Origin of the sequence: Geodermatophilus arenarius, assembly GCF_042654585.1 — a bacterium.
Taxonomy (GTDB): Bacteria; Actinomycetota; Actinomycetes; order Mycobacteriales; family Geodermatophilaceae; genus Geodermatophilus; species Geodermatophilus arenarius.
In genome coordinates, this window is record NZ_JBHSGR010000001.1 from 154,475 (window position 1) to 173,930 (window position 19,456).

A 19,456-nucleotide genomic window follows, 5' to 3' on the forward strand; every position below is an offset into this window, starting at 1 on the left:
GAGGGGTGCTTCCTTCCGGGAGTCCGGGGACCGCCTTTCGCGCGCGAAAGGCGATGGGAGGGAGTGCCTTTCGCGCGCGAAAGGCGAAGAGCTCAGGCGCCCCAGGAGGCCTGGGTGCCGCCGATGCGCTCGCGGGCGATGCGCTCCTGGTGGCCGGAGCGGGCGTAGGCGGCGTACGGGTCGGCGGCGAGGCCCTTCGACTCGCGCAGCTCCGCCAGCAGCGGGCGGACGTCGGTGGAGAAGGCGTCGGTCAGCGCGCCGTGCGCGGCCAGCACGTCACCGGAGGACTGCGCGGCGGCCAGCGCCTCGCGGTCGACCAGCAGCGCCTTGGCCGTGGCCTCCTGCACGTTCATCACCGAGCGGATCTGGCCGGGGATCTTCGGCTCGATGTTGTGGCACTGGTCGAGCATGAAGTTGACCTGCGACTCCGGGCGCAGCGCGTCCGCGGCCACGATCTCGTTCATGATCCGGAACAGCTGGAACGGGTCGGCCGAGCCGACGATCAGGTCGTCGTCGCCGTAGTACCGGGAGTTGAAGTCGAACGCGCCGAGCCGGCCGACCCGCAGCAGCTGCATGACGATGAACTCGATGTTGGTGCCCGGCGCGTGGTGGCCGGTGTCGAGCACGACGGTGGCCCGGTCGCCCAGGGCCAGGCAGTGCAGCAGCGAGGTGCCCCAGTCGGGGATGTCCATCGCGTAGAAGTAGGGCTCGTAGAACTTGTACTCGAGCAGCAGCCGGTGGCCCGGGTCGAGCAGCGCGTAGACCTGCTGCAGGGAGTCGGCCAGCCGGTCCTGGCGGCCGCGCAGGTCGTCCTGGCCGGCGTAGTTCGTGCCGTCGGGCAGCCACAGCTTGAGGTCGGTCGACCCGGTGGCGCGCATGACGTCGACGCACTGCGCGTGGTGGGCGATCGCCTTGTCCCGGACCGCCTTGTCCGGGTGGGTCAGCGACCCGAGCCGGTAGTCGTCGTCCTGGAACAGGTTGGAGTTGATCGCGCCGATCGAGACGCCGAGGTCGGCGGCGTGCGCGGCGAGCTTGGAGAAGTCGTCGACGAGGTCCCACGGGATGTGCAGCGACACCCGCGGCGCGGCGCCGGTGTGGCGGTGCACCACCGCTGCGTCCTCGATCTTCTCGAACGGGTCGCGGGCGACGCCCGGCTGGCCGAAGACCTTGAAGCGGGTGCCGGAGTTGCCGAACGCCCACGAGGGCAGCTCGATGGTCTGCTCGGCCAGCGCGGCGAGCGCGGCGGCCCTGCGGTCAGGGGTGCCGAGGTCGGTCACGAGGGGTCTCCCGTCGGTGCGGTGGTGGTCTCCCCGAGCGCCGTCAGCTGGGCGTCGAGGTCGAAGACGAGCGGCAACTCGGCCTTGCCGGAGCCGTCGCCGGTCACGAAGAAGGGAGCCATCGAGGCCTCCCACCGGGCGCTCACCTCGGTGGCGTCCACGGCGGCCTGCGCGGCGGCCAAGCCGCCGACACCGTCGTCGGTCTCCACGATCCCGACGAGCAGGCCGTCCTCGCGCAGGTAGAGCCGGTAGTCGCGCCAGCCGGCGTCGCGCAGGGCGCGCAGCATCTCCGGCCAGACGGCGGCGTGCCGCTCGCGGTACTCGGCGAGCCGGTCCGGGCGGACCTGGAGGGTGAAGCAGGCGCGGGGCACGGGGGTCTCCTTGCGGGGGGTCCCGGTCCCGCCGCCGGGGAGCCGGCGGCGGGACCGGGCGCGACGACTCAGAAGTCGAAGTCGTCGATGTTGTCGGCGTTGAACACGGTGGGCTCGCCGAGCACGACGACGCCGTCGGCGCCGACCTCGTACTCGCCGAGGTCACCGGCCTCGAAGGTCTCGCCCTCCTCGCCGGTGATCTGGCCGGCGGCCAGCGCGGCGCCGGCGTAGGCGGCCAGGTAGCCCAGGTCCTCGGGGTTCCACAGGGCGAAGGCGGTCACCGTGCCGTCCTGCACGAACTCGCGCATCTGGTTCGGGGTACCCAGGCCCGTCAGCGCGACCCGGCCCTTGTACTCCGAGCCGGACAGGTAGCGCGCCGCCGCGGAGATGCCCACGGTGGTCGGCGAGATGATGCCCTTGAGGTCCGGGTAGGTCTGCAGCAGACCCTGGGTCTCCTGGAAGGACTTCTCGTCCTCGTCGTCGCCGTAGACCGTCGTCACGATCTCCATGTCCGGGTACTCCTGGGCGGCGTACTCGGTCATGAGCTCGATCCAGGTGTTCTGGTTCGTGGCGTTCGCCGTCGCCGACAGGATCGCCACCTGGCCGGCGCCGCCGATCTGCTCGGCCATGAGGTCGATCTGCGTCTGCGCGATGCCCTCGGCCGTGGCCTGGTTGATGAACAGGTCGCGGCACTCGGGGTTCGTGTCCGAGTCGAACGTGACGACGCTGGCGCCGCCGCTGCGGGCCTGGTCCAGGGCGCTGCAGATGGCGTTCGGGTCGTTGGCCGAGGTGAGGATGACGTCGGCGCCCTGCTGGGTCAGCGTGTTGATGTAGCTGACCTGGGAGGAGGCGCTGGCCTCCGACGGGCCGACCTGGCTGAACTCGCCCTCGACCTCGCCGACGGCGCGCTCGGCGCCGGTGGCGGCGACGTCGAAGTAGGGGTTGTTCAGCTGCTTGGGGAGGAAGGCGATCGCGAGGTCCGCGGGGATCTCGGCGTCGGGGTTCGCGGAGGCGCCGGCGGCGTCGTTGCCGCCGCTGCTCCCCTCGTCCTCGCCGCGGGTGGTCCCGCCGCAGGCGGCGGTGGTGAGCACGACGGCGGCCACCGCCACGCCGGTCAGGCCACCGCGCAGGCGGCGGCTGGTCAGGAACAGCGACATCGGGGTCCCTCTCTTCGGGTGGGTGGGGTCTGGTGGTGCGGTGGTGCGGCTGTGGGTGGGGAGCGGCGGCGGGTCAGGCGGGGGCCCGGCGTCGCCGGCCCTTGACCCGGGCGGCGACCTGCGGCGCGACGACGGCGGTGATCAGCAGGACGCCGGTGACGATGTTCAGGACGTCCGAGGGCACGTTGACCAGCTGCAGCGCGTTGCGGACCGAGGCGAGCAGCAGGGCGCCGGCCATGACGCCGAGCAGGCCGCCGCTGCCGCCGAAGATGGAGACGCCGCCGAGCAGGATCGCCGCGATGACCTGCAGCTCCAGGCCCGTGGCGTTGTCGGCGCGGGCGCTGCCGTAGCGGAGGGTCCAGTAGACGCCGCCGAGCGCGCTGACCACGCCGGTGGCGACGAACAGCCACAGCTTGGTGCGGGCGACGTCGATGCCGCTGAAGCGGGCGGCGTCCTCGCTGTTGCCCATGGCGTACAGCGAGCGGCCGACCGGGGTGGCGTGCAGGACGACCGCGGTGACCGCGACCAGCACCAGCAGCGGGAGCACGACGGTGGGGATGCCGGTCGAGCCGATCGAGCTGATCGCCCACGTCGTCCAGGCGCGCGGGAAGTCGGCCACGGCCTGGTCGCCCAGGACGACGAACGCGAGCCCGCGGTAGAGCGCCAGCGTGCCGATGGTGACCGCCAGCGAGGGCAGCCCCAGCCTGGTCACGAGGAACCCGTTGACCGCGCCGAGCACCGCGCCCAGCACGAGGACCAGCGGGATGATCGCCTCCAGCGGCAGCCCGGCCACCCACAGCTGGCCCATGACCGCGCTGGACAGGCCGACGGTGCTGGCCACCGACAGGTCGATCTCGCCGGTGACCACGACCAGCGTCAGCGGCAGCGCGATGAGCGCGATGACGACGACGTCGAGCAGCAGGAAGCCGGCGTTGCGGGTGCTGGCGAAGCCCTCGACCGAGAACGCGGCGATCACGAGGAACAGCACGAGGAACGTGGTGATGACGCTGCCGCTGGGCAGGGTCGGCCCGCGGCGGGCCGGCGCGGCGGCCGGCGCGGCCGGGGCGGGGGCGGTCTCAACGGTCACGGCGGGCGTTCCTCCCCCGGAGGCGGGCGGCCAGGCGCAGCTGCAGCGCCCGGTCCAGTGCGATGGCGGCGAGGATCAGCGCGCCGACGGCGGCGTCCCGCCAGAACGGGTCCAGGCCCAGCTGCGGGAGCGCGGTGCCGATCGTGGTGAGCAGCAGCGCGCCGAGCGCGGCGCCGTAGACCGAGCCGCTGCCGCCGAAGATGGCGACCCCGCCGACGACCGCGGCGGCGACGACGAACAGCTCCTGGCCGGTGCCGGCGGTGGTGTCCAGCGTCTGGAACCGCGCGGCGTAGAGGACGCCGGCGAGCCCGGCGAGGGCCCCGTTGACGACGAAGGCGGTGAGCACCCGCCGGCCGACCGGGATGCCCGACAGCCGCGCGGCCTCGGGCGCCGAGCCGATGCCGTACAGCTCGCGGCCGCTGCGGAAGGTCCGCAGGTAGTAGCCGACGAGCAGGACGACGGCGACGGCGATGAGGAACAGCACCGGGACGCCCAGCAGCCGGGCGCCGCCCAGGGACTTGAAGCCGGCGGGCAGGTCGGCGGCGTTGATCTGCAGCCGGTCGGCGCTGGAGGCCCACAGCGAGTCCAGCCCGCGGAAGGCGTAGAGCGTGCCGAGGGTGACCACCAGGGAGGGCACCCCGGCGGCCGCGACGATCAGGCCGTTGAGCAGGCCGCAGACCGCGCCGACGGCCGTGCCGGCCAGGATCGCGACCACCACCGGCGTGCCGGGGGCGACCACCAGCAGCGTGCCGGTGGCGTAGGCCGACAGGCCGAGCACCGAGCCGACCGACAGGTCGACGTTGCGCGTGATGACCACCATCGTCTGGCCGGCGGCCAGGACGGTGAGGATCGCCGCGGACAGCAGCAGGTCGCGGACGTTCTGCCCCGACAGGAACCGCGGGTTGGCGATCACCGTCACGACGACGAGCAGCACGAGCGCGGCGAGGATGCCGAGCTCGCGCACCACGAACAGCCGGTGGACCAGCGCCGACCCGCGGCGGCCGGTGCGCTCGGGCGCGGCCAGCTCCTCCGGCAGCGCCGCGGGGGTCTTCGTCAGGGGCGCGCTCACCGGGCGGCCCCCGCGGTCGAGGAGCCCTGGCCGGTCGCGGCCAGCATGACGCTGTCCTCGTCGGCGCGGGCGCGGGGGATGTCGTCGACGAGGCGGCCCTCGGAGACGACGAGGACGCGGTCGGCCATGCCGAGCACCTCCGGCAGTTCGCTGGACACCATGACGACGGCCAGCCCCTCGGCGGCCAGCTCCGACAACAGCCGGTGCACCTCGGACTTGGTGCCGACGTCGATGCCGCGGGTGGGCTCGTCGACGATCAGCACGCGCGGCTCGGTCGACAGCCACTTGGCGAGGACGACCTTCTGCTGGTTGCCGCCCGACAGCGTGGACACCGGGTCGGACAGCTTCCCTGCCTTGACCTGCAGGCGCTCGGACCACTCGGCGGCCTGGGCGCGCTCGGCGCGGGAGCTGAGCAGGCCCGCCCTCGCCAGCTTCCAGCGCCGGGTGAGGGTGGCGTTCCTCTCCACCGACAGCTCCATGACCAGGCCCTGCTGGCGGCGGTCCTCGGGGACGAGCGCGATGCCGGCGGCCATGGCCGCGGCCGGGTCGCCCTTCCTCAGCGCCTTGCCGGAGACCCGGACCGAGCCGGCGTCGTAGGTGTCGACGCCGAAGACCGCGCGCACGATCTCGCTGCGGCCGGCGCCGACCAGGCCGGCCAGCGCGACGATCTCGCCCGCCCGCACGTCGAAGGAGACGTCGGAGAACACGCCGCGGGTGGTCAGGCCGCGCACCTCGAGCACGACGTCGCCGGGCTCGACGTCGACCTTCGGGAACAGCGAGGAGACCTCGCGGCCGACCATCCGGCGGACCACCTGGTCGACGGTGAGGTCGCGGGTGGGGTCGGTGGAGACCCACTGCCCGTCGCGCATGACGGTGATCCGGTCGCAGAGGTCGAACACCTCGTCGAACCGGTGCGAGATGAACAGCACCGCGGCGCCGGAGTCGCGCAGCGACCGGGCGACGGCGAACAGCCGCTCGACCTCGACGCCGGACAGCGCGGCGGTGGGCTCGTCCATGACGAGCACCCGCGCGTCGAACGACAGCGCCTTGGCGATCTCGACCATCTGCTGGTCGGCGATGGACAGGCCGCGCGCCGGGCGGTCGGGGTCGAGCGCGACGCCGAGGCGGTCGAACAGCGCCCGGCAGCGGCGGCCGAGCTCGCGGCGGTCGATGCGCCGGCCCGACAGCAGCGGCTGGCGGCCCATGAAGATGTTCTCCGCGACCGACAGGTCGGGGAACAGCGTGGGCTCCTGGTAGATGACCGCGATGCCGGCGGCCCGCGCGGCGGCGGGGTCGGCGAGGGTCACCGGCCGCCCGTCGAGCAGCACGCGGCCGGTGTCCGGGCCGTGCACGCCGGCGAGGATCTTGACCAGCGTCGACTTGCCGGCACCGTTCTCGCCGACGAGCGCGTGGGCCTCCCCCGCGCGCAGCTCCAGCTGCGCGCCGCGCAGCGCCGCGACCGCGCCGAAGCTCTTGCCCACGTCCTCGAGGGCCAGGACCACGGTGCCGTCCTGTGCCCGACCGGCCGCCGGCGGCGCGGGTGGCGCCGAGGCGTGGTCCACGACGACCACCTCCGTTTGTGAAACGATTCAGGCGTGCTGTGGCGCAGACCATAGGGAGGCGTTTCGAGACGTGTCAACACCGCGTGTCCGGCCCGTGACCGGTGTTTGACACGTTTCAGTACACGGGCGACCATCGCTGCCGGACGGTGTCCCCCGTCACCCGCCCCGACCCCCTGAGGAGACGCCGTGCCGGTGAGCATCCGCGACGTCGCCGAGCAGGCCGGCGTCTCGGTCGGGACGGTGAGCAACGTGCTCAACCGCCCCGAGGTGGTGAGCGGGCCGACCCGCGAGCGGGTGCTCGACGCGATCGCCGCGCTCGGCTTCGTCCGCAACGAGTCGGCCCGCCACCTGCGCGCCGGGCACAGCCGGACCATCGGCCTGGTCGTCCTCGACATCGCCAACCCGTTCTTCACCGACGTCGCGCGCGGCGTGGACGACGTCGTCGACCCGGCCGGCCTCGCGGTGATCCTGTGCAACTCCGACGACCGCCCGGAGAAGGAGGCCGCCCACCTCGACGTGCTCGCCGAGCAGCGGGTGCAGGGCGTCCTCATCACCCCGACCGCGGAGCTGTCGCCGCACCTGGACTCGCTGCGCCGCCGCGGGGTGCCGGTGGTGCTGGTCGACCGGCGCGCGCCCGGCCCCGACCAGTGCGCGGTCGCCGTCGACGACGTCCTCGGGGGCCGGCTGGCCGCCGAGCACCTGCTCGAGCGCGGGCACCGGCGGATCGCCTTCATCGGCGGTGCCTCCGGGCTGCCGCAGGTGCAGGAGCGGCACGCCGGCGTCGTGGTCGCCGTCCGGGAGGCCACCGGGGACGACGACGCGCTGCTGGTCCTCTCCCCCGAGCACCTCACCGTCGACGGCGGCCGCGAGGCCGCCGCCCGCATCGTCGGGCTGCCCGCCGCCCGCCGGCCCACCGCCGCGGTGTGCGCCAACGACCTGCTGGCCCTCGGCGTGCTGCAGGAGATGGTCCGCCAGGGCGTGCGGGTGCCCGACGACTTCGCGATCGTCGGCTACGACGACATCGACTTCGCCGCGGCCGCCGCGGTCCCGCTGACCTCGGTGCGCAAGCCGCGGGCGGCGCTGGGGTCGCGGGCCGCCGAGCTGCTGCTGGACGAGGCGCGCGGCGAGGGGCACGTGCACGTGCAGGAGGTCTTCGAGCCGACGCTCGTGGTCCGCGAGTCGAGCATGGTCTTCCGCGACAGAGAGGGGACCCCGTGAGGGTCGCGCTGTTCGCCACCTGCCTGGTGGACACGGTGGTGCCGCAGGTCGCCCTGGCCACCGCGCGGCTGCTGGAGCGGCTGGGCCACGAGGTGGTCGTGCCGCCGACGCAGGCCTGCTGCGGGCAGATGCACGTCAACACCGGCTACCGGCGCGAGGCGGTGCCGATCGTGGCCAACCACGTGCGGGCGTTCGCCGGGGCGGAGGCGGTCGTGGCGCCGTCGGGGTCGTGCGTGGCCTCGATCCACCACCAGCAGGCCGCCGTCGCCCGCCGCGCGGGCGAGGAGGGGCTGGCCGCCGAGGCGGAGGCCCTGGCCGCGCGCACCCACGAGCTGTCGCAGTTCCTCGTCGACGTGCTCGGCGTGACCGACGTCGGCGCCTACTACCCGCACCGCGTCACCTACCACCCGACCTGCCACTCGCTGCGCCTGCTGCGGGTGGGCGACCGGCCGCTGCGGCTGCTGCGCGCCGTCCGCGGGCTGGAGCTGGTGGAGCTGCCCGGCGCGGAGTCCTGCTGCGGGTTCGGCGGCACCTTCGCGGTGAAGAACGCCGACACCTCGACGGCGATGCTCACCGACAAGATGGCGAACGTGCTGTCCACGCACGCCGAGGTGTGCACCGCCGGCGACGCCTCCTGCCTGATGCACATCGGCGGCGGGCTGTCCCGGCTGCGCTCGGGCACCCGGACGGTGCACCTGGCCGAGATCCTCGCCTCGACGGAGGAGAACGTGAGCCCCGACCAGACCACCGCCCCCGCGGTCCCGGCGTGAGCGCGACGCCGCTCGCCCCGGGCGCCCCCCGATCCGGGACGACGTTCCTCGGCCTGCCGACCGCCCCTCGCGGCGTCGGCCACCTGCGCGGCACGCAGCCGTTCCCCGACGCCGCCCGCACGGCCCTGCGCGACGGGCAGCTGCGCGCCAACCTCGGCCGGGCCACGACGACGATCCGCGGCAAGCGCGCCGCCGTCGTCTCGGAGGTGCCGCACTGGGAGTAGCTGCGCCAGGCCGGCAGGGCGCTCAAGGCCGCCACCATGGCCCGGCTCGACGAGCACCTCGAGGAGCTCGAGCGGCAGGTGACCGCGCGCGGCGGCACGGTGCACTGGGCCCGCGACGCCGCCGAGGCCAACCGCATCGTCACCGACCTGGTGCGGGCCACCGGCAGCGACGAGGTGGTCAAGGTCAAGTCGATGGCCACCCAGGAGATCGGCCTCAACGAGGCGCTGGAGACCGCGGGGATCAGCGCGGTCGAGACCGACCTGGCCGAGCTGATCGTCCAGCTGGGCGAGGACACGCCGTCGCACATCCTCGTGCCGGCGATCCACAAGAACCGCTCGGAGATCCGCGAGATCTTCAGCCGCACCATCCCCGGCGTCGACCCCGGCCTGACCGACGAGCCGCGGCAGCTGGCGATGGCCGCCCGCGCCCACCTGCGCGAGCGGTTCCTGCGCGCCCGGGTCGCCGTCAGCGGGGCCAACTTCGCCGTCGCCGAGACCGGCACGCTCGCCGTCGTCGAGAGCGAGGGCAACGGCCGGATGTGCCTGACCCTCCCGCAGACGCTGATCACCGTCATGGGCATCGAGAAGGTCGTGCCGCGGTGGGAGGACCTCGGGGTCTTCCTGCAGCTGCTCCCCCGCTCCTCCACCGGCGAGCGGATGAACCCCTACACCTCGCTGTGGGCCGGCGTGACCCCCGGCGACGGGCCGCAGGAGTTCCACCTCGTCCTGCTCGACAACGGCCGGACGGCGGTGCTCGCCGACGAGGTGGGCCGCGAGGCGCTGCACTGCATCCGCTGCTCGGCCTGCCTGAACGTGTGCCCGGTGTACGAGCGCACCGGCGGGCACGCCTACGGCTCGGTGTACCCCGGCCCGATCGGCGCGGTGCTGTCCCCGCAGCTCACCGGCGTCGAGGACAACGCCTCGCTGCCGTACGCGTCGTCGCTGTGCGGCGCCTGCTACGACGTGTGCCCGGTGGCGATCGACATCCCGTCGATCCTCGTGCACCTGCGCGCCGAGCACGTCGAGGCGGTCGCCAGGGACGGGGAGCGGCCCACCGCCGAGGCGGTCGCCTTCCGCGGGCTGTCGCGGGTGATGAGCAACCCGCGGCTGTGGCACCTCGCGCAGCGCGCGGCCGGGCTCGCACGGCTGTTCGCCCGGGGGAGGCCGACGCTGCCGGCCGCGCTGCCGCCGCCGGCGAGCGCCTGGACCCGCACCCGCGACCTGCCCACCCCGCCGGGGAGGACGTTCGTGCAGCAGTGGAACGAGGAGCACGGCCGGTGAGCGCGCGCGAGGAGGTGCTCGGCCGGATCCGGACGGCGCTCGGGACCGACCGGCCGTCGGTCGCCGTCCCGCCGGTGCCGGCGCCGCGCGAGCTGCCGGCGGCCGAGCTGCTGGACCTGCTCGCCGAACGGGTGGAGGACTACCGCGCCACGGTGCTCCGGTGCGCGCCGGCCGACGTCCCGGCGACCGTCGTCCGCGCGCTCGACACGGCACTGGGCACCGGCTGGGACCCGGCCGGTGTCGTCGTCGCCCCCGGGGTGCCGGCCGCCTGGCGGCCCTCCGGCTCGGCCGAGGACGACGGCCGGCCCGCGGTGGAGCTCGCCGCGTTCGCCGCGACGCTCACCGGCGTGGCGACGGCGGTCGCCGAGACCGGCACGCTGGTGCTCGACGGGGCGCCGCTGTCGGGACGCCGGGCGCTGTCCCTGCTGCCCGACGTCCTGGTCTGCGTGGTCGAGGCCGCGCAGGTGGTGCCCGACGTGCCCGACGCCCTGGCCCGGCTGGACCCGGTCGCCCCGCTGACGATGGTCAGCGGCCCGTCGGCGACCAGCGACATCGAGCTGCAGCGGGTCGAGGGCGTGCACGGCCCGCGCACCCTCGTGGTCGTCCTCGCCGGCTGACCGGGCGCCTGGCACGTCCCCCGAGCGGGCGGTCCGGTGTGGCACCGCCTTGCTGCGCGGAGGACCAGCGGTCATCCTCCGACGGTGCGCCGTCCCTCGACCACCTCCCCGGCCCGCGGTCCTGAGTGACCGCTCCAGTGCAGTCGATCACCCGGCGCCGCCGGTCGATCGCGACGGTCTGTCTGTCCGGACTGCTCGAGGACAAACTCGACGCGGCCGCGTCGGCGGGCTTCGACGGCGTGGAGCTGTGCGAGCCGGACCTGGTGTCCGCGGCGTGGACACCGGCGGAGGTGGCCGGCCGCTGTGCGGACCTCGGCCTGTCGATCGACCTCCTCCAGCCGTTCCGCGACCTGGACTCCACCGATCCGGACCGCTTCGCGCGCAACCTGCGCCGCGTCGAGCGCACCCTCGACGTGGTGGCCGCCCTCGGCACCGAGACGCTCCTGGTCGTCTCGTCCGTCGCGGCCGACGCGGTGCAGGACCTCGACCGGCTGGCCGCCCAGCTGGCCGAGGCGGCCGACCGGGCGCAGCGGCGTGGGCTCCGGGTCGCCTACGAGGCCCTGGCGTGGGGCACCCACGTCTCCACGTGGGAGCGCAGCTGGGAGGTGGTCCGCCGGGCCGGTCACCCGGCGCTGGGACTGTGCCTGGACAGCTTCCACGTCTTCGCGCGGGACGGGGACCTCGCCGGCATCACCGCGGTCCCCGGCGACAAGATCTTCTCCGTGCAGCTGGCCGACGCGCCCGACCTGCGGATGGACGTGCTGCAGTGGAGCCGCCACCACCGGCTCTTCCCGGGGCAGGGGGCCTTCGACCTGCCGGGGTTCCTCGGGGCCGTCCTCGCCGCCGGCTACACCGGGCCGCTGTCGCTCGAGACCTTCAACGACGTCCACCGCTCGTCCGCACCCACCTGCACGGCGGCCGACGCCATGCGCTCGCTGCGGTGGCTGGAGGAGGTGGTGGCGCGCGACCACCCGGGCAGTGGCGCGCTCCTGCCCCCTCCGGCACCGGACCTGACCGGCTGGTCGTTCGCCGGGCTGACCGCCGACGGGACCTCCGCGTCCCGGCTCTCGGAGGTCCTCACCTCGCTCGGTTTCACCCGCACCGCCCGTTCCCGGACCGAGCCCGTCGCCGTGTGGGAGCAGGGCGGGGCCCGGTTGCTCGTCGACTCCCGGCGGAGCCAGCCGTCCCGGCGGGGCGCCGTCGCCCTCACGTCCCTCGGGGTCGCGAGCACCGATCCCGTCCGGTCGGCCCACCGGGCGCGGGCGATGGGCGCCCCGGTGGCGGAGCGCGGCTCCGGCGCCGCCGGGACCGGGTCCTGGGCGGTGGCCGCACCCGACGGCACGGAGATCCGGTGCACGCCTCCCGCGTCGGAGGGCTTCGTCCCGACGGGTGAACGGCCGGGGGCCGGCAGCGGGTTGACCCGCATCGACCACGTCGGCCTCACCGTGACGCCCGACGACGTCGAGAGGACCACCCTGTTCCACCGCGCGGTCCTGGGGCTGGAGGCGCACGGCGAGGCCGACGTCCCCGGCCCGTCGGGCCTCCTGCGCACCCGCGGGATCGCCGGCCCGGACCGGGCCGTGCGGCTGGCGCTCACCGTGCCGGTCCTGCGCCGCGGTGAGTGGGCGTCCGAGGTCCCGGAACCGCAGTACGTCGCGTTCGCCACCGACGACGTCGTCGCCACGGTCCGGGCGCTGCGCGCGGCCGGTGCCCCGTTGCTGCCCCCACCGGTCAACTACGCCGACGACCTGGAGACCCGGCTCGACCCGGACCCGGACCTGCTGGCGGTCGTCCGCGAGCACGGCCTGATGTACGACGAGGACGGGGACGGCGGCTACCTGCACGTGGCCACCGAGCTGGTCGGCGACCGGGTCTTCTTCCTGGTGGTCCAGCGACTGGGACGCTACGACGGCTACGGCGCCGCGGACGCTCCCGCACGCATGGCAGGGCACCGGCGCAGGGCGGGCGGGCGGTCCCCCGTCGCCGCCGCCCCGGTGGCGGGCACGCCCTGCCCCGTCGGTCGCCGGGCCTGACCTCCGCCGCCACCGCTCGCGGGCGGCGGCGTCCGCGCTCAGTCGATCGGCTCCGGGTACAGCGCCCGGACGGCGGGCATGTCGAGCGCGCGGATCGTCTCGACCAGCAGGTCGAGGGAGTCCGCGGGGATCCACCCCGGCTCGGCGAAGACCAGCACGCCGTCGCGGTAGACCCGCAGCGTCGGCGCCGACCGCACGCCCAGCTCGGCCGCCAGCGCGGCCTCGGCCTCGGTGTCGACGGCGGTGAAGCGCAGGTCCGGGTGCCGCGCCGCGGCCTGGTCGAACACCGCGGTGAACGCGCGGCTGCTGCCCGACCGCGACGTCCGGAAGTCGACCAGCACGATGCCCGGCGCGGACACCGCCGCCGGGAAGTCGGCCGCGCCGATGGTCGCCGTCGTCATGTCCCCTCCCGTCTCCTCCCCCAGTGTGGCCCCCGGCCCCCCGCCGCACAGCCGCGGCACCCCTCGCCGGCGTCTCGGGTGCGGCGCCGGCGCGGGCTCGGCTGGTGACCGCTGCCGTACGCTCCGTACCCGGCGCCTGCGGACGGGGAGCCGGGACGGAGCCGGGGTGAGCAGCGACGACGGGACCGGTGACGTCGAGCGCTACCGCTACCTCGCCGAGGTCACCGAGTCCCTGACGCAGAGCCTGGACACCGGCACCACGGCCGACCAGCTCGCCCGCCTCGTCGTGCCGGTCCTCGCCGACTGGGCCACCGTCACCCTGCTCGCCGGGGACGGCGCCCCCGGCCGCTCCGCCCGCGCGCACCGGGACCCCCGGCGCCTCGACGACGTCGACACCTACCTCGCCGGGCGGGTCACCGCCCCGCGCGACCAGGCCGCGCTCGCCTCGGCGCTCGCGTCCGGCGAGCCCGTGCAGCTGGAGCGCATCGAGGCGGACCTCGGCCCGGAGTCCCTGCCCCAGGGTCCGGTGCGCGCGGCGTGGGAGCGGCTGGACCCCCGGTCGAGCCTGTTCGTCCCGCTGCAGGCGCGCGGCTCGGGCTTCGGCGTCCTGTCCCTCGTCCGGTGCGGCGACCGGCCGCCGGCCGGGCCCGCCGACGTCGCGCTCGCCGTCGAGGTCGCCCGCCGCGGGGCGCTGGCGCTGGACAACGCCCGGCTCTACGGCCGCCAGCTGCGGGCGGCCGAGACGCTGCAGCACAGCCTGCTCACCCCGCCGCCGCAGCCGCCCGGCCTCGAGGTCGCCGTCCGCTACCGGCCCGCGGTGTCGCAGCACCTGGTCGGCGGTGACTGGTACGACGCGTTCCCCCGTCCCGACGGGACCACGGTGCTGGTCATCGGCGACGTCGCCGGGCACGGCGTCGAGGCCGCCGCGGCGATGGCGCAGCTGCGCAGCGCGGTGCGCACGCTCGCCTACGACTCCCCCGACGGGCCGGCGCGGACCCTCGACCGCGTCGACCGGGTGCTGGCCGGCCTGCACGTCGGCACGCTGGCCACCGCGCTGGTCGCCCACCTGGCGCCCGCGCCCGGTGGTTCCGGCCGGCTGCTGCGCTGGTCGTCGGCCGGTCACCTGCCGCCGCTGGTGCTCGGTGCCGACGACGCGGTGCGGCTGCTCGAGACCCCGCCCGAGCGGCTGCTCGGCACCGACGAGCCCGGCCTGCGCCGCGACCACGAGGCGGCGATCGCACCCGGCGAGACGCTGGTGCTGGTCACCGACGGGCTGGTCGAGGTCGGCCGGCAGGGCATCGACGAGGGTCTCGCGGCCGCCGCCGAGGCGCTGTCCGGGCTGTCCGGGCTGGCCGCGGACGCCCTGTGCGACCGGCTGCTCACCCGCGCCCTGCCCGGCCGCACCGACGACGACGTCGCCGTGCTCGCCGTCCGCGTCCTGCCCGGCTGAGGCCGCTCACCGCCCACCGGGTGGTCACCTGCCGGGGTCACCGGCCTGCGGTGACCCCGGCAGGTGACCACCCGACGCGGGACGGCGTCAGCCCCAGAAGGCGCGGACCTCGTCGGCGACGCGCGCGGCCTGGGCGCGGCCGGCGCGGGCGCAGGGCTCGCGGGTGGCGGGGTCGAGCGGGTTGGTGCCGAAGGCGCGCACCGCGGCCTCGTCGGCGAGCACCAGGTGCGCCTTCCCCTCCCGCCGCAGCGTCGCCAGCTCGTCGTCCAGCGACGGACCCAGCGGGCTGCCCGCGATCCCCGCCATCGGCGCGACCACGAGCACCGTGTCGCAGCCGGCCGCGAGGTCGGCGTTGGTCGCCGAGCGCATCCCGCCGTCCATGAACCGCCGCTCCCCGATCGTGATCGGCGGGTAGACGCCCGGAACCGCGCAGGACGCGGCGACGGCGTCGAGCAGCGGGAACCCGGTGTCGCGGTCGACGGCGAGGAACTCCCCGTCCGCGGTGTCGACGGCGGTCACCACGAGCCGCTGCGCGGGCCACTCCGGTGCGCCGATCCGCGCGCCGATGACCGCGCGCCGCTCGGACTCGGGCACGGTCTGCGCGCGCAGCGCGAGTGCGCCGATCCGGGCGCGCGCGTCCTGCTCGCCGGTCGCACCGGCCAGCGCGGCGGCGAACGAGGCGAAGAAGGCCGCCCCGTCGAACTGCACCGCCCGCTCGGTCGCCGGCACCGGGCCGAGCTGCGCGGCGTGGAGCTGCTCGAGGTCGTGGCCGGTGCGCAGCAGCGTGCCGACGATCGAGCCGGCCGAGGTGCCCACCACCAGGTCGGCGTCCCGGACGTCGACCCCGGCCTCGGCCAGCCCGGACAGCAGCCCGATCTCCCAGGCGATCCCGGCGATGCCACCGCCGCCGAGGACCAGTGCGCGGCTCACCTCAGGACTCCGGGACGCCGGCGCCGACGGCCGTCCGTCGGGCAGTCACGGAGCGGGGGGAGGGAGGGGATCACGGGCGCCAGTCTGGCGTCGCCGGCGGCGCACGGTCGACCCGCCCCCCCTCCACCCGGGTCGCCCGGGTGCACGTGCGGCCCGGACACGCTACGCAGGGTCCATGAGCGCGGGGGCCGGGCAGCCAGGAGCCGAGCAGCCGGGAGCCGAACAGCTGCGGGCCGGGGCCCGGCGGGCGTGGGCGGCGCTGCGGCCGCAGCTCGCCGACGAGGCGGTCGCCGTCCTGGGCGAGGCGGAGGCGGACGCCTTCCTGGCCCGGGCCGACCTGGCGCTGCACGACGTCCACGAGCCGCTGGCCGTCCTGTACGGGGACGCCGCCGACGACCTGTTCGCCCGCGGGCTGCGCGCCGCGCTGGCCGCGGCGGCCGAGCGCCCGGAGCCGCTGCGGCGGATCGACCGGCGGCGGGAGATCGACCCGGCGTGGTTCCAGCGGGCCCGGGTGCAGGGCTACGTCTGCTACGTCGACCGGTTCTGCGGCACCCTCGCCGAGCTGCCCGGCCGGCTCGGCCACCTCGCCGAGCTGGGCACCACCTACCTGCACCTGATGCCGCTGCTGCGCCCGCGCGAGGGCGAGAACGACGGTGGCTACGCGGTGGCCGACTACCGCGCGGTCGACCCGCGGCTGGGCACCATGGCCGACCTCGAGGCGGTCGCGGCCGCGCTGCACGAGCGGGAGATGGCGCTGTGCATCGACCTCGTGCTCAACCACACCGCCCGCGAGCACCCCTGGGCGCAGGGCTGGCTGGCCGGCGACCCCGCGTACGCCGGCTTCTACACCGCCTTCCCCGACCGGGAGATGCCCGACGCCTACGACGCGACGATCCCGGAGGTCTTCCCCGACCGGGCCCCCGGCTCGTTCAGCTGGGTGCCCGAGGCGCTCGGCGGCGCCGGCGGCTGGGTGTGGACGACGTTCTGGCCGTACCAGTGGGACCTCGACTACACCAACCCCGAGGTGACGCTGGCGATGGCCGGTGAGATCGCCTGGCTGGCCAACCGCGGCGTCGACGTCTTCCGGATGGACGCCGTCCCGTTCATGTGGAAGCGGCTGGGCACCAGCTGCCAGAACCAGCCCGAGGGGCACACCCTCCTGCAGCTGCTGCACGCGCTGACCCGGCTGGCCGCTCCCGGCGTGGTGTTCAAGGCGGAGGCGATCGTCTCCCCCGACGACCTGGTGGCCTACCTCGGCGGCCACGACCGCTACCGGCCCGAGTGCGAGCTGGCCTACCACAACTCGCTCATGGTGCTGCTGTGGAGCAGCCTGGCCACCCAGGACGTCCGGCTGGCCCGGCAGGCGCTGCGCCGGATGCGGCCGATCCCGCCCACGACCACCTGGTGCACCTACGTGCGCGGCCACGACGACATCGGCTGGGCGATCACCGACGAGGACGCCGCCGCCGTGGGCCTCGACGGGTTCGCCCACCGCCGGTTCCTCAACGACTTCTACGCCGGCCGCTTCCCCGGCTCCTTCGCCCGCGGCGCGCTGTTCCAGGAGAACCCGGTCACCGGCGACGCGCGGATCTCCGGGTCGGCGGCGTCGCTGTGCGGCATCGAGGACGCCCTCGACCGCGACGACCCGGTCGCCCTCGACGCCGGGGTGCGCCGGCTGCTGCTCCTGTACTCGGTCGCCTACGCCTTCGGCGGGGTCCCGCTGCTCTACATGGGCGACGAGCTGGCGCTGCGCAACGACAGCTCCTACCTCGCCGAGCCCGAGCGGGCGCCGGACAACCGCTGGATGCACCGCCCGCCGATGGACTGGGCGGCCGCGGCCCGCCGCGGCGACCCGACCACGCTGGAGGGCCGGGTGTGGGCCGGGATCCGCCGGCTCGGGGAGGTGCGCCGGTCGCTGCTGGCGCTGCGCGGCGGGGTGGAGTCGACGGTGGTCGACGTCGGCAACGACGCGGTGCTGGTCTGGCGGCGGCAGCACCCGCGCGGCGGCACGTTCGTCGGGGTGGCCAACTTCTCGCCGCACCCGCAGCGGATCGACGCCGACACCGTCACCGGGTTCGGCACGTTCGCGCAGGTGCACGGCAGCGACGGGCCCCTGCCCGTCCGCGACGGCCTGCTGCTGGTCCCCGGCCTCGGCTCCGCCTGGTTCGCCGAGCCCTGACCGGTGCGGACCACCTCACCCGCGGAGGAAGTCCGCGACCAGCGGCGCCAGGACCTCGGGAGCGACGACGTGGCCGGAGGCGGGGAGCACCCGCAGCGCGCCCGCCGGGAGGAGGTCCGCCAGCCGCCGGGCCACCTCCTGCATGAACGGAGGGCTGTCGCCGCCGACCAGCACGAGCCCGGGCCGCGCCGCGCGGCGGGCGACGTCCTCGGGCACCGCGCCGCCGGTCCGCACCGAGTCGAGCACCGCCAGGTCGTACGCGAGGGTCGGGGCGAGGGCCAGCAGCTCCGCCCACCGCGGCGTCGCCCGCATCGCGTCGACCACCTCGCCGGGCATCCCGGTGCCGCGGCACCACCGGTCCACCGCCTCGTCCCGCTCCCCGGCGGCCAGCAGGTCCAGGATCCCGGCCGCGAAGGTGCGGCTCTCGCCCCGGAACGCGGGGTCGTCGGGGGCGAAGGGCGGGTCGTGGAGGACGAACCGGTCCACCGGCAGCCCCGCCCCGACGGCGCGCAGCACCAGGGCGGCGCCGGAGGAGTGCCCGTAGAGGGACGCGTGCCCGCCCACCGCGTCGACCAGCGCGGTGAGGTCCTCGACCTCCCGCTCGACGGCGTACGGCAGGGTGTCGCCGCTGTCGCCGCGGCCCCGCCGGTCGTAGTCGACCGTCGTGAACCGCTCGCCGAGCGCCCGGGCCGTGGGGCGCATCAGCGCGCGGTCGCACGTCGCGCCGCACACGGTGACCAGCGGCGGCCCGGACCCGCAGACCTCGTAGGCGATGCGGGTGCCGTCCGCCGAGGCGACCGTCTCGTACGTCATGCCGGGGAGACCGGCGGACGGCGCACCACTCATCGGCACCACACGGAGGAGGACACGTGGCACGGATGGACCTGAGGGTTCGGCTGCTGGGCCGGCTGCTCGCGCGGACGTCGATCACGCGGATGGACGGCGAGCGGCTGCGCAGGGCGCAGCAGCGGCGCGTCCCGCACAACCCGGTGACCGACCTGCTGCTCGGCGGCGTGGCACCGGGCGTGCGGCTCACCGACGGGACCGCACGGGGCGAGGCCGGCAAGGTGCCCGTGCGCACGTACCGGCCGGAGTGGGCCACCGGCCCCCTGCCGCTGGTCGTGAACTTCCACGGCGGCGGCTGGACGCTGGGCAACCTCGACTCCGCGGACTGGCTGTGCAGCAGCGTGTCCGCCACCGTCGGCGCCGTCGTCGTCTCGGTCGAGTACCGGCTCGCGCCCGGGCACCGCTGGCCGGCCGCGGCCGAGGACTGCTACGCCGCCCTGACCGACGTCGTGGAGCGGGCCGCCGAGTTCGGCGCCGACCCCGAGCGGGTCGCGGTGATGGGCGACAGCGCGGGCGGCAACCTGGCCGCCGTCGTCTGCCTGATGGCCCGGGAGCGCTCCGGCCCGCGGATCGCCCACCAGGGGCTGGTCTACCCGTCGGTCGACCTGACGATGAGCAGCCCGTCGATCGACGAGAACGCCCACGCGCCGATCCTCACCCGCGCCGACTGCCGCGCCTTCCGCGACCACTACCTCGGCGACGGCGACCCGCACCACCCGCACGCCTCGCCGCTGTTCGCCACCGACCACGCGGGCCTCCCGCCGGCGCTGGTCCAGGTGGCCGAGCACGACCCCATCCGCGACGACGGCGTGCGCTACGCCGCGGTGCTGCGGGACGCGGGCGTGCCCGTCCGGCTGACGGAGTACGTCGGCATGCCGCACGGGTTCCTCGCCTTCCCGCGGCTGTGCCGGTCGGCGCCGCAGGCCCTGGCGGAGCTGTGCGCGGAGCAGGCGGCGGTGTTCAGCCGCTGACCGTGTCGCCCGG

18 protein-coding genes are annotated in these 19,456 nt (G+C 75.5%); 9 read left to right on the forward strand and 9 right to left on the reverse strand.

The genetic code is table 11. From position 1 onward, the window contains the following. Positions 1–92 precede the first annotated feature (92 nt). The 6 genes from rhaI to ACFO3M_RS00745 form a co-directional block, all read right to left on the reverse strand. Entirely contained in the window at positions 93–1,277 is a 1,185-nt protein-coding gene (rhaI, locus tag ACFO3M_RS00720) for an L-rhamnose isomerase (RefSeq protein WP_387985062.1), read from the reverse strand. After that, a complete protein-coding gene (locus tag ACFO3M_RS00725) occupies positions 1,274–1,648 on the reverse strand; it encodes an L-rhamnose mutarotase (protein ID WP_387985065.1) in 375 nt (124 codons plus the stop codon). Before ACFO3M_RS00725 ends, rhaI begins: the two co-directional genes overlap by 4 nt. 68 nt (positions 1,649–1,716) lie before the next feature. Further along, positions 1,717–2,805, reverse strand: coding sequence for a rhamnose ABC transporter substrate-binding protein (rhaS, locus tag ACFO3M_RS00730; protein WP_387985067.1), 1,089 nt, complete (start codon positions 2,803–2,805; stop codon positions 1,717–1,719). A 73-nt stretch (positions 2,806–2,878) separates the two neighbouring features. Continuing rightward, entirely contained in the window at positions 2,879–3,892 is a 1,014-nt protein-coding gene (locus ACFO3M_RS00735) for an ABC transporter permease (protein WP_387985070.1), read from the reverse strand. After that, complete coding sequence (locus ACFO3M_RS00740) at positions 3,882–4,961, reverse strand: ABC transporter permease (RefSeq protein WP_387985073.1); 1,080 nt, start codon at positions 4,959–4,961, stop codon at positions 3,882–3,884. The genes ACFO3M_RS00735 and ACFO3M_RS00740 overlap by 11 nt, the downstream gene beginning before the upstream one ends. After that, complete coding sequence (locus tag ACFO3M_RS00745) at positions 4,958–6,463, reverse strand: sugar ABC transporter ATP-binding protein (RefSeq protein ID WP_387985076.1); 1,506 nt, start codon at positions 6,461–6,463, stop codon at positions 4,958–4,960. Before ACFO3M_RS00745 ends, ACFO3M_RS00740 begins: the two co-directional genes overlap by 4 nt. A 252-nt stretch (positions 6,464–6,715) precedes the next feature. Here ACFO3M_RS00745 and ACFO3M_RS00750 point away from each other — a divergent pair, with 252 nt between their 5' ends. The 6 genes from ACFO3M_RS00750 (at position 6,716) to ACFO3M_RS00775 (ending at position 12,666) form a co-directional block, all read left to right on the forward strand. Further along, entirely contained in the window at positions 6,716–7,741 is a 1,026-nt protein-coding gene (locus ACFO3M_RS00750) for a LacI family DNA-binding transcriptional regulator (RefSeq protein WP_387985078.1), read from the forward strand. Then, the gene (locus ACFO3M_RS00755) at positions 7,738–8,511 is read left to right on the forward strand and encodes a (Fe-S)-binding protein (RefSeq protein ID WP_387985081.1); all 774 of its coding nucleotides are present in this window, start codon (positions 7,738–7,740) and stop codon (positions 8,509–8,511) included. Before ACFO3M_RS00750 ends, ACFO3M_RS00755 begins: the two co-directional genes overlap by 4 nt. After that, the gene (locus ACFO3M_RS00760) at positions 8,508–8,735 is read left to right on the forward strand and encodes a hypothetical protein (protein ID WP_387985083.1); all 228 of its coding nucleotides are present in this window, start codon (positions 8,508–8,510) and stop codon (positions 8,733–8,735) included. The genes ACFO3M_RS00755 and ACFO3M_RS00760 overlap by 4 nt, the downstream gene beginning before the upstream one ends. A 36-nt stretch (positions 8,736–8,771) precedes the next feature. Then, positions 8,772–10,016 carry a lactate utilization protein B gene (locus tag ACFO3M_RS00765; RefSeq protein WP_387985086.1) on the forward strand — a complete coding sequence of 415 codons (1,245 nt, stop codon included), beginning with the start codon at positions 8,772–8,774 and terminating at the stop codon, positions 10,014–10,016. Next, a complete protein-coding gene (locus ACFO3M_RS00770) occupies positions 10,013–10,633 on the forward strand; it encodes a LutC/YkgG family protein (protein ID WP_387985089.1) in 621 nt (206 codons plus the stop codon). The genes ACFO3M_RS00765 and ACFO3M_RS00770 overlap by 4 nt, the downstream gene beginning before the upstream one ends. Before the next feature lie 125 nt (positions 10,634–10,758). Then, positions 10,759–12,666: a sugar phosphate isomerase/epimerase and 4-hydroxyphenylpyruvate domain-containing protein gene (locus ACFO3M_RS00775; RefSeq protein ID WP_387985092.1), complete on the forward strand. Its 1,908-nt coding sequence runs from the start codon at positions 10,759–10,761 to the stop codon at positions 12,664–12,666. 38 nt (positions 12,667–12,704) lie between these two features. On the opposite strand, the gene ACFO3M_RS00780 is transcribed toward ACFO3M_RS00775, so the two are convergent. Further along, a complete protein-coding gene (locus ACFO3M_RS00780; RefSeq protein ID WP_387985094.1) occupies positions 12,705–13,067 on the reverse strand; it encodes a thioredoxin family protein in 363 nt (120 codons plus the stop codon). Between the two features lie 166 nt (positions 13,068–13,233). Between ACFO3M_RS00780 and ACFO3M_RS00785 the strand changes: the two genes are divergently transcribed. Beyond that, complete coding sequence (locus tag ACFO3M_RS00785; protein WP_387985097.1) at positions 13,234–14,517, forward strand: PP2C family protein-serine/threonine phosphatase; 1,284 nt, start codon at positions 13,234–13,236, stop codon at positions 14,515–14,517. An 87-nt stretch (positions 14,518–14,604) separates the two neighbouring features. On the opposite strand, the gene ACFO3M_RS00790 is transcribed toward ACFO3M_RS00785, so the two are convergent. Then, the gene (locus ACFO3M_RS00790; protein ID WP_387985100.1) at positions 14,605–15,447 is read right to left on the reverse strand and encodes a patatin-like phospholipase family protein; all 843 of its coding nucleotides are present in this window, start codon (positions 15,445–15,447) and stop codon (positions 14,605–14,607) included. A gap of 175 nt (positions 15,448–15,622) precedes the next feature. Here ACFO3M_RS00790 and ACFO3M_RS00795 point away from each other — a divergent pair, with 175 nt between their 5' ends. Continuing rightward, positions 15,623–17,626 carry an alpha-amylase family protein gene (locus ACFO3M_RS00795; protein ID WP_387985102.1) on the forward strand — a complete coding sequence of 668 codons (2,004 nt, stop codon included), beginning with the start codon at positions 15,623–15,625 and terminating at the stop codon, positions 17,624–17,626. Between the two features lie 15 nt (positions 17,627–17,641). Here ACFO3M_RS00795 and ACFO3M_RS00800 read toward each other — a convergent pair whose 3' ends face one another. Further along, positions 17,642–18,439, reverse strand: a complete 798-nt coding sequence (locus ACFO3M_RS00800) for an alpha/beta fold hydrolase (RefSeq protein ID WP_387985105.1) — start codon at positions 18,437–18,439, stop codon at positions 17,642–17,644. Positions 18,440–18,504: 65 nt separating this feature from the next. Between ACFO3M_RS00800 and ACFO3M_RS00805 the strand changes: the two genes are divergently transcribed. Further along, positions 18,505–19,443, forward strand: coding sequence for an alpha/beta hydrolase (locus ACFO3M_RS00805; protein ID WP_387985108.1), 939 nt, complete (start codon positions 18,505–18,507; stop codon positions 19,441–19,443). Positions 19,444–19,456: the final 13 nt, after the last annotated feature.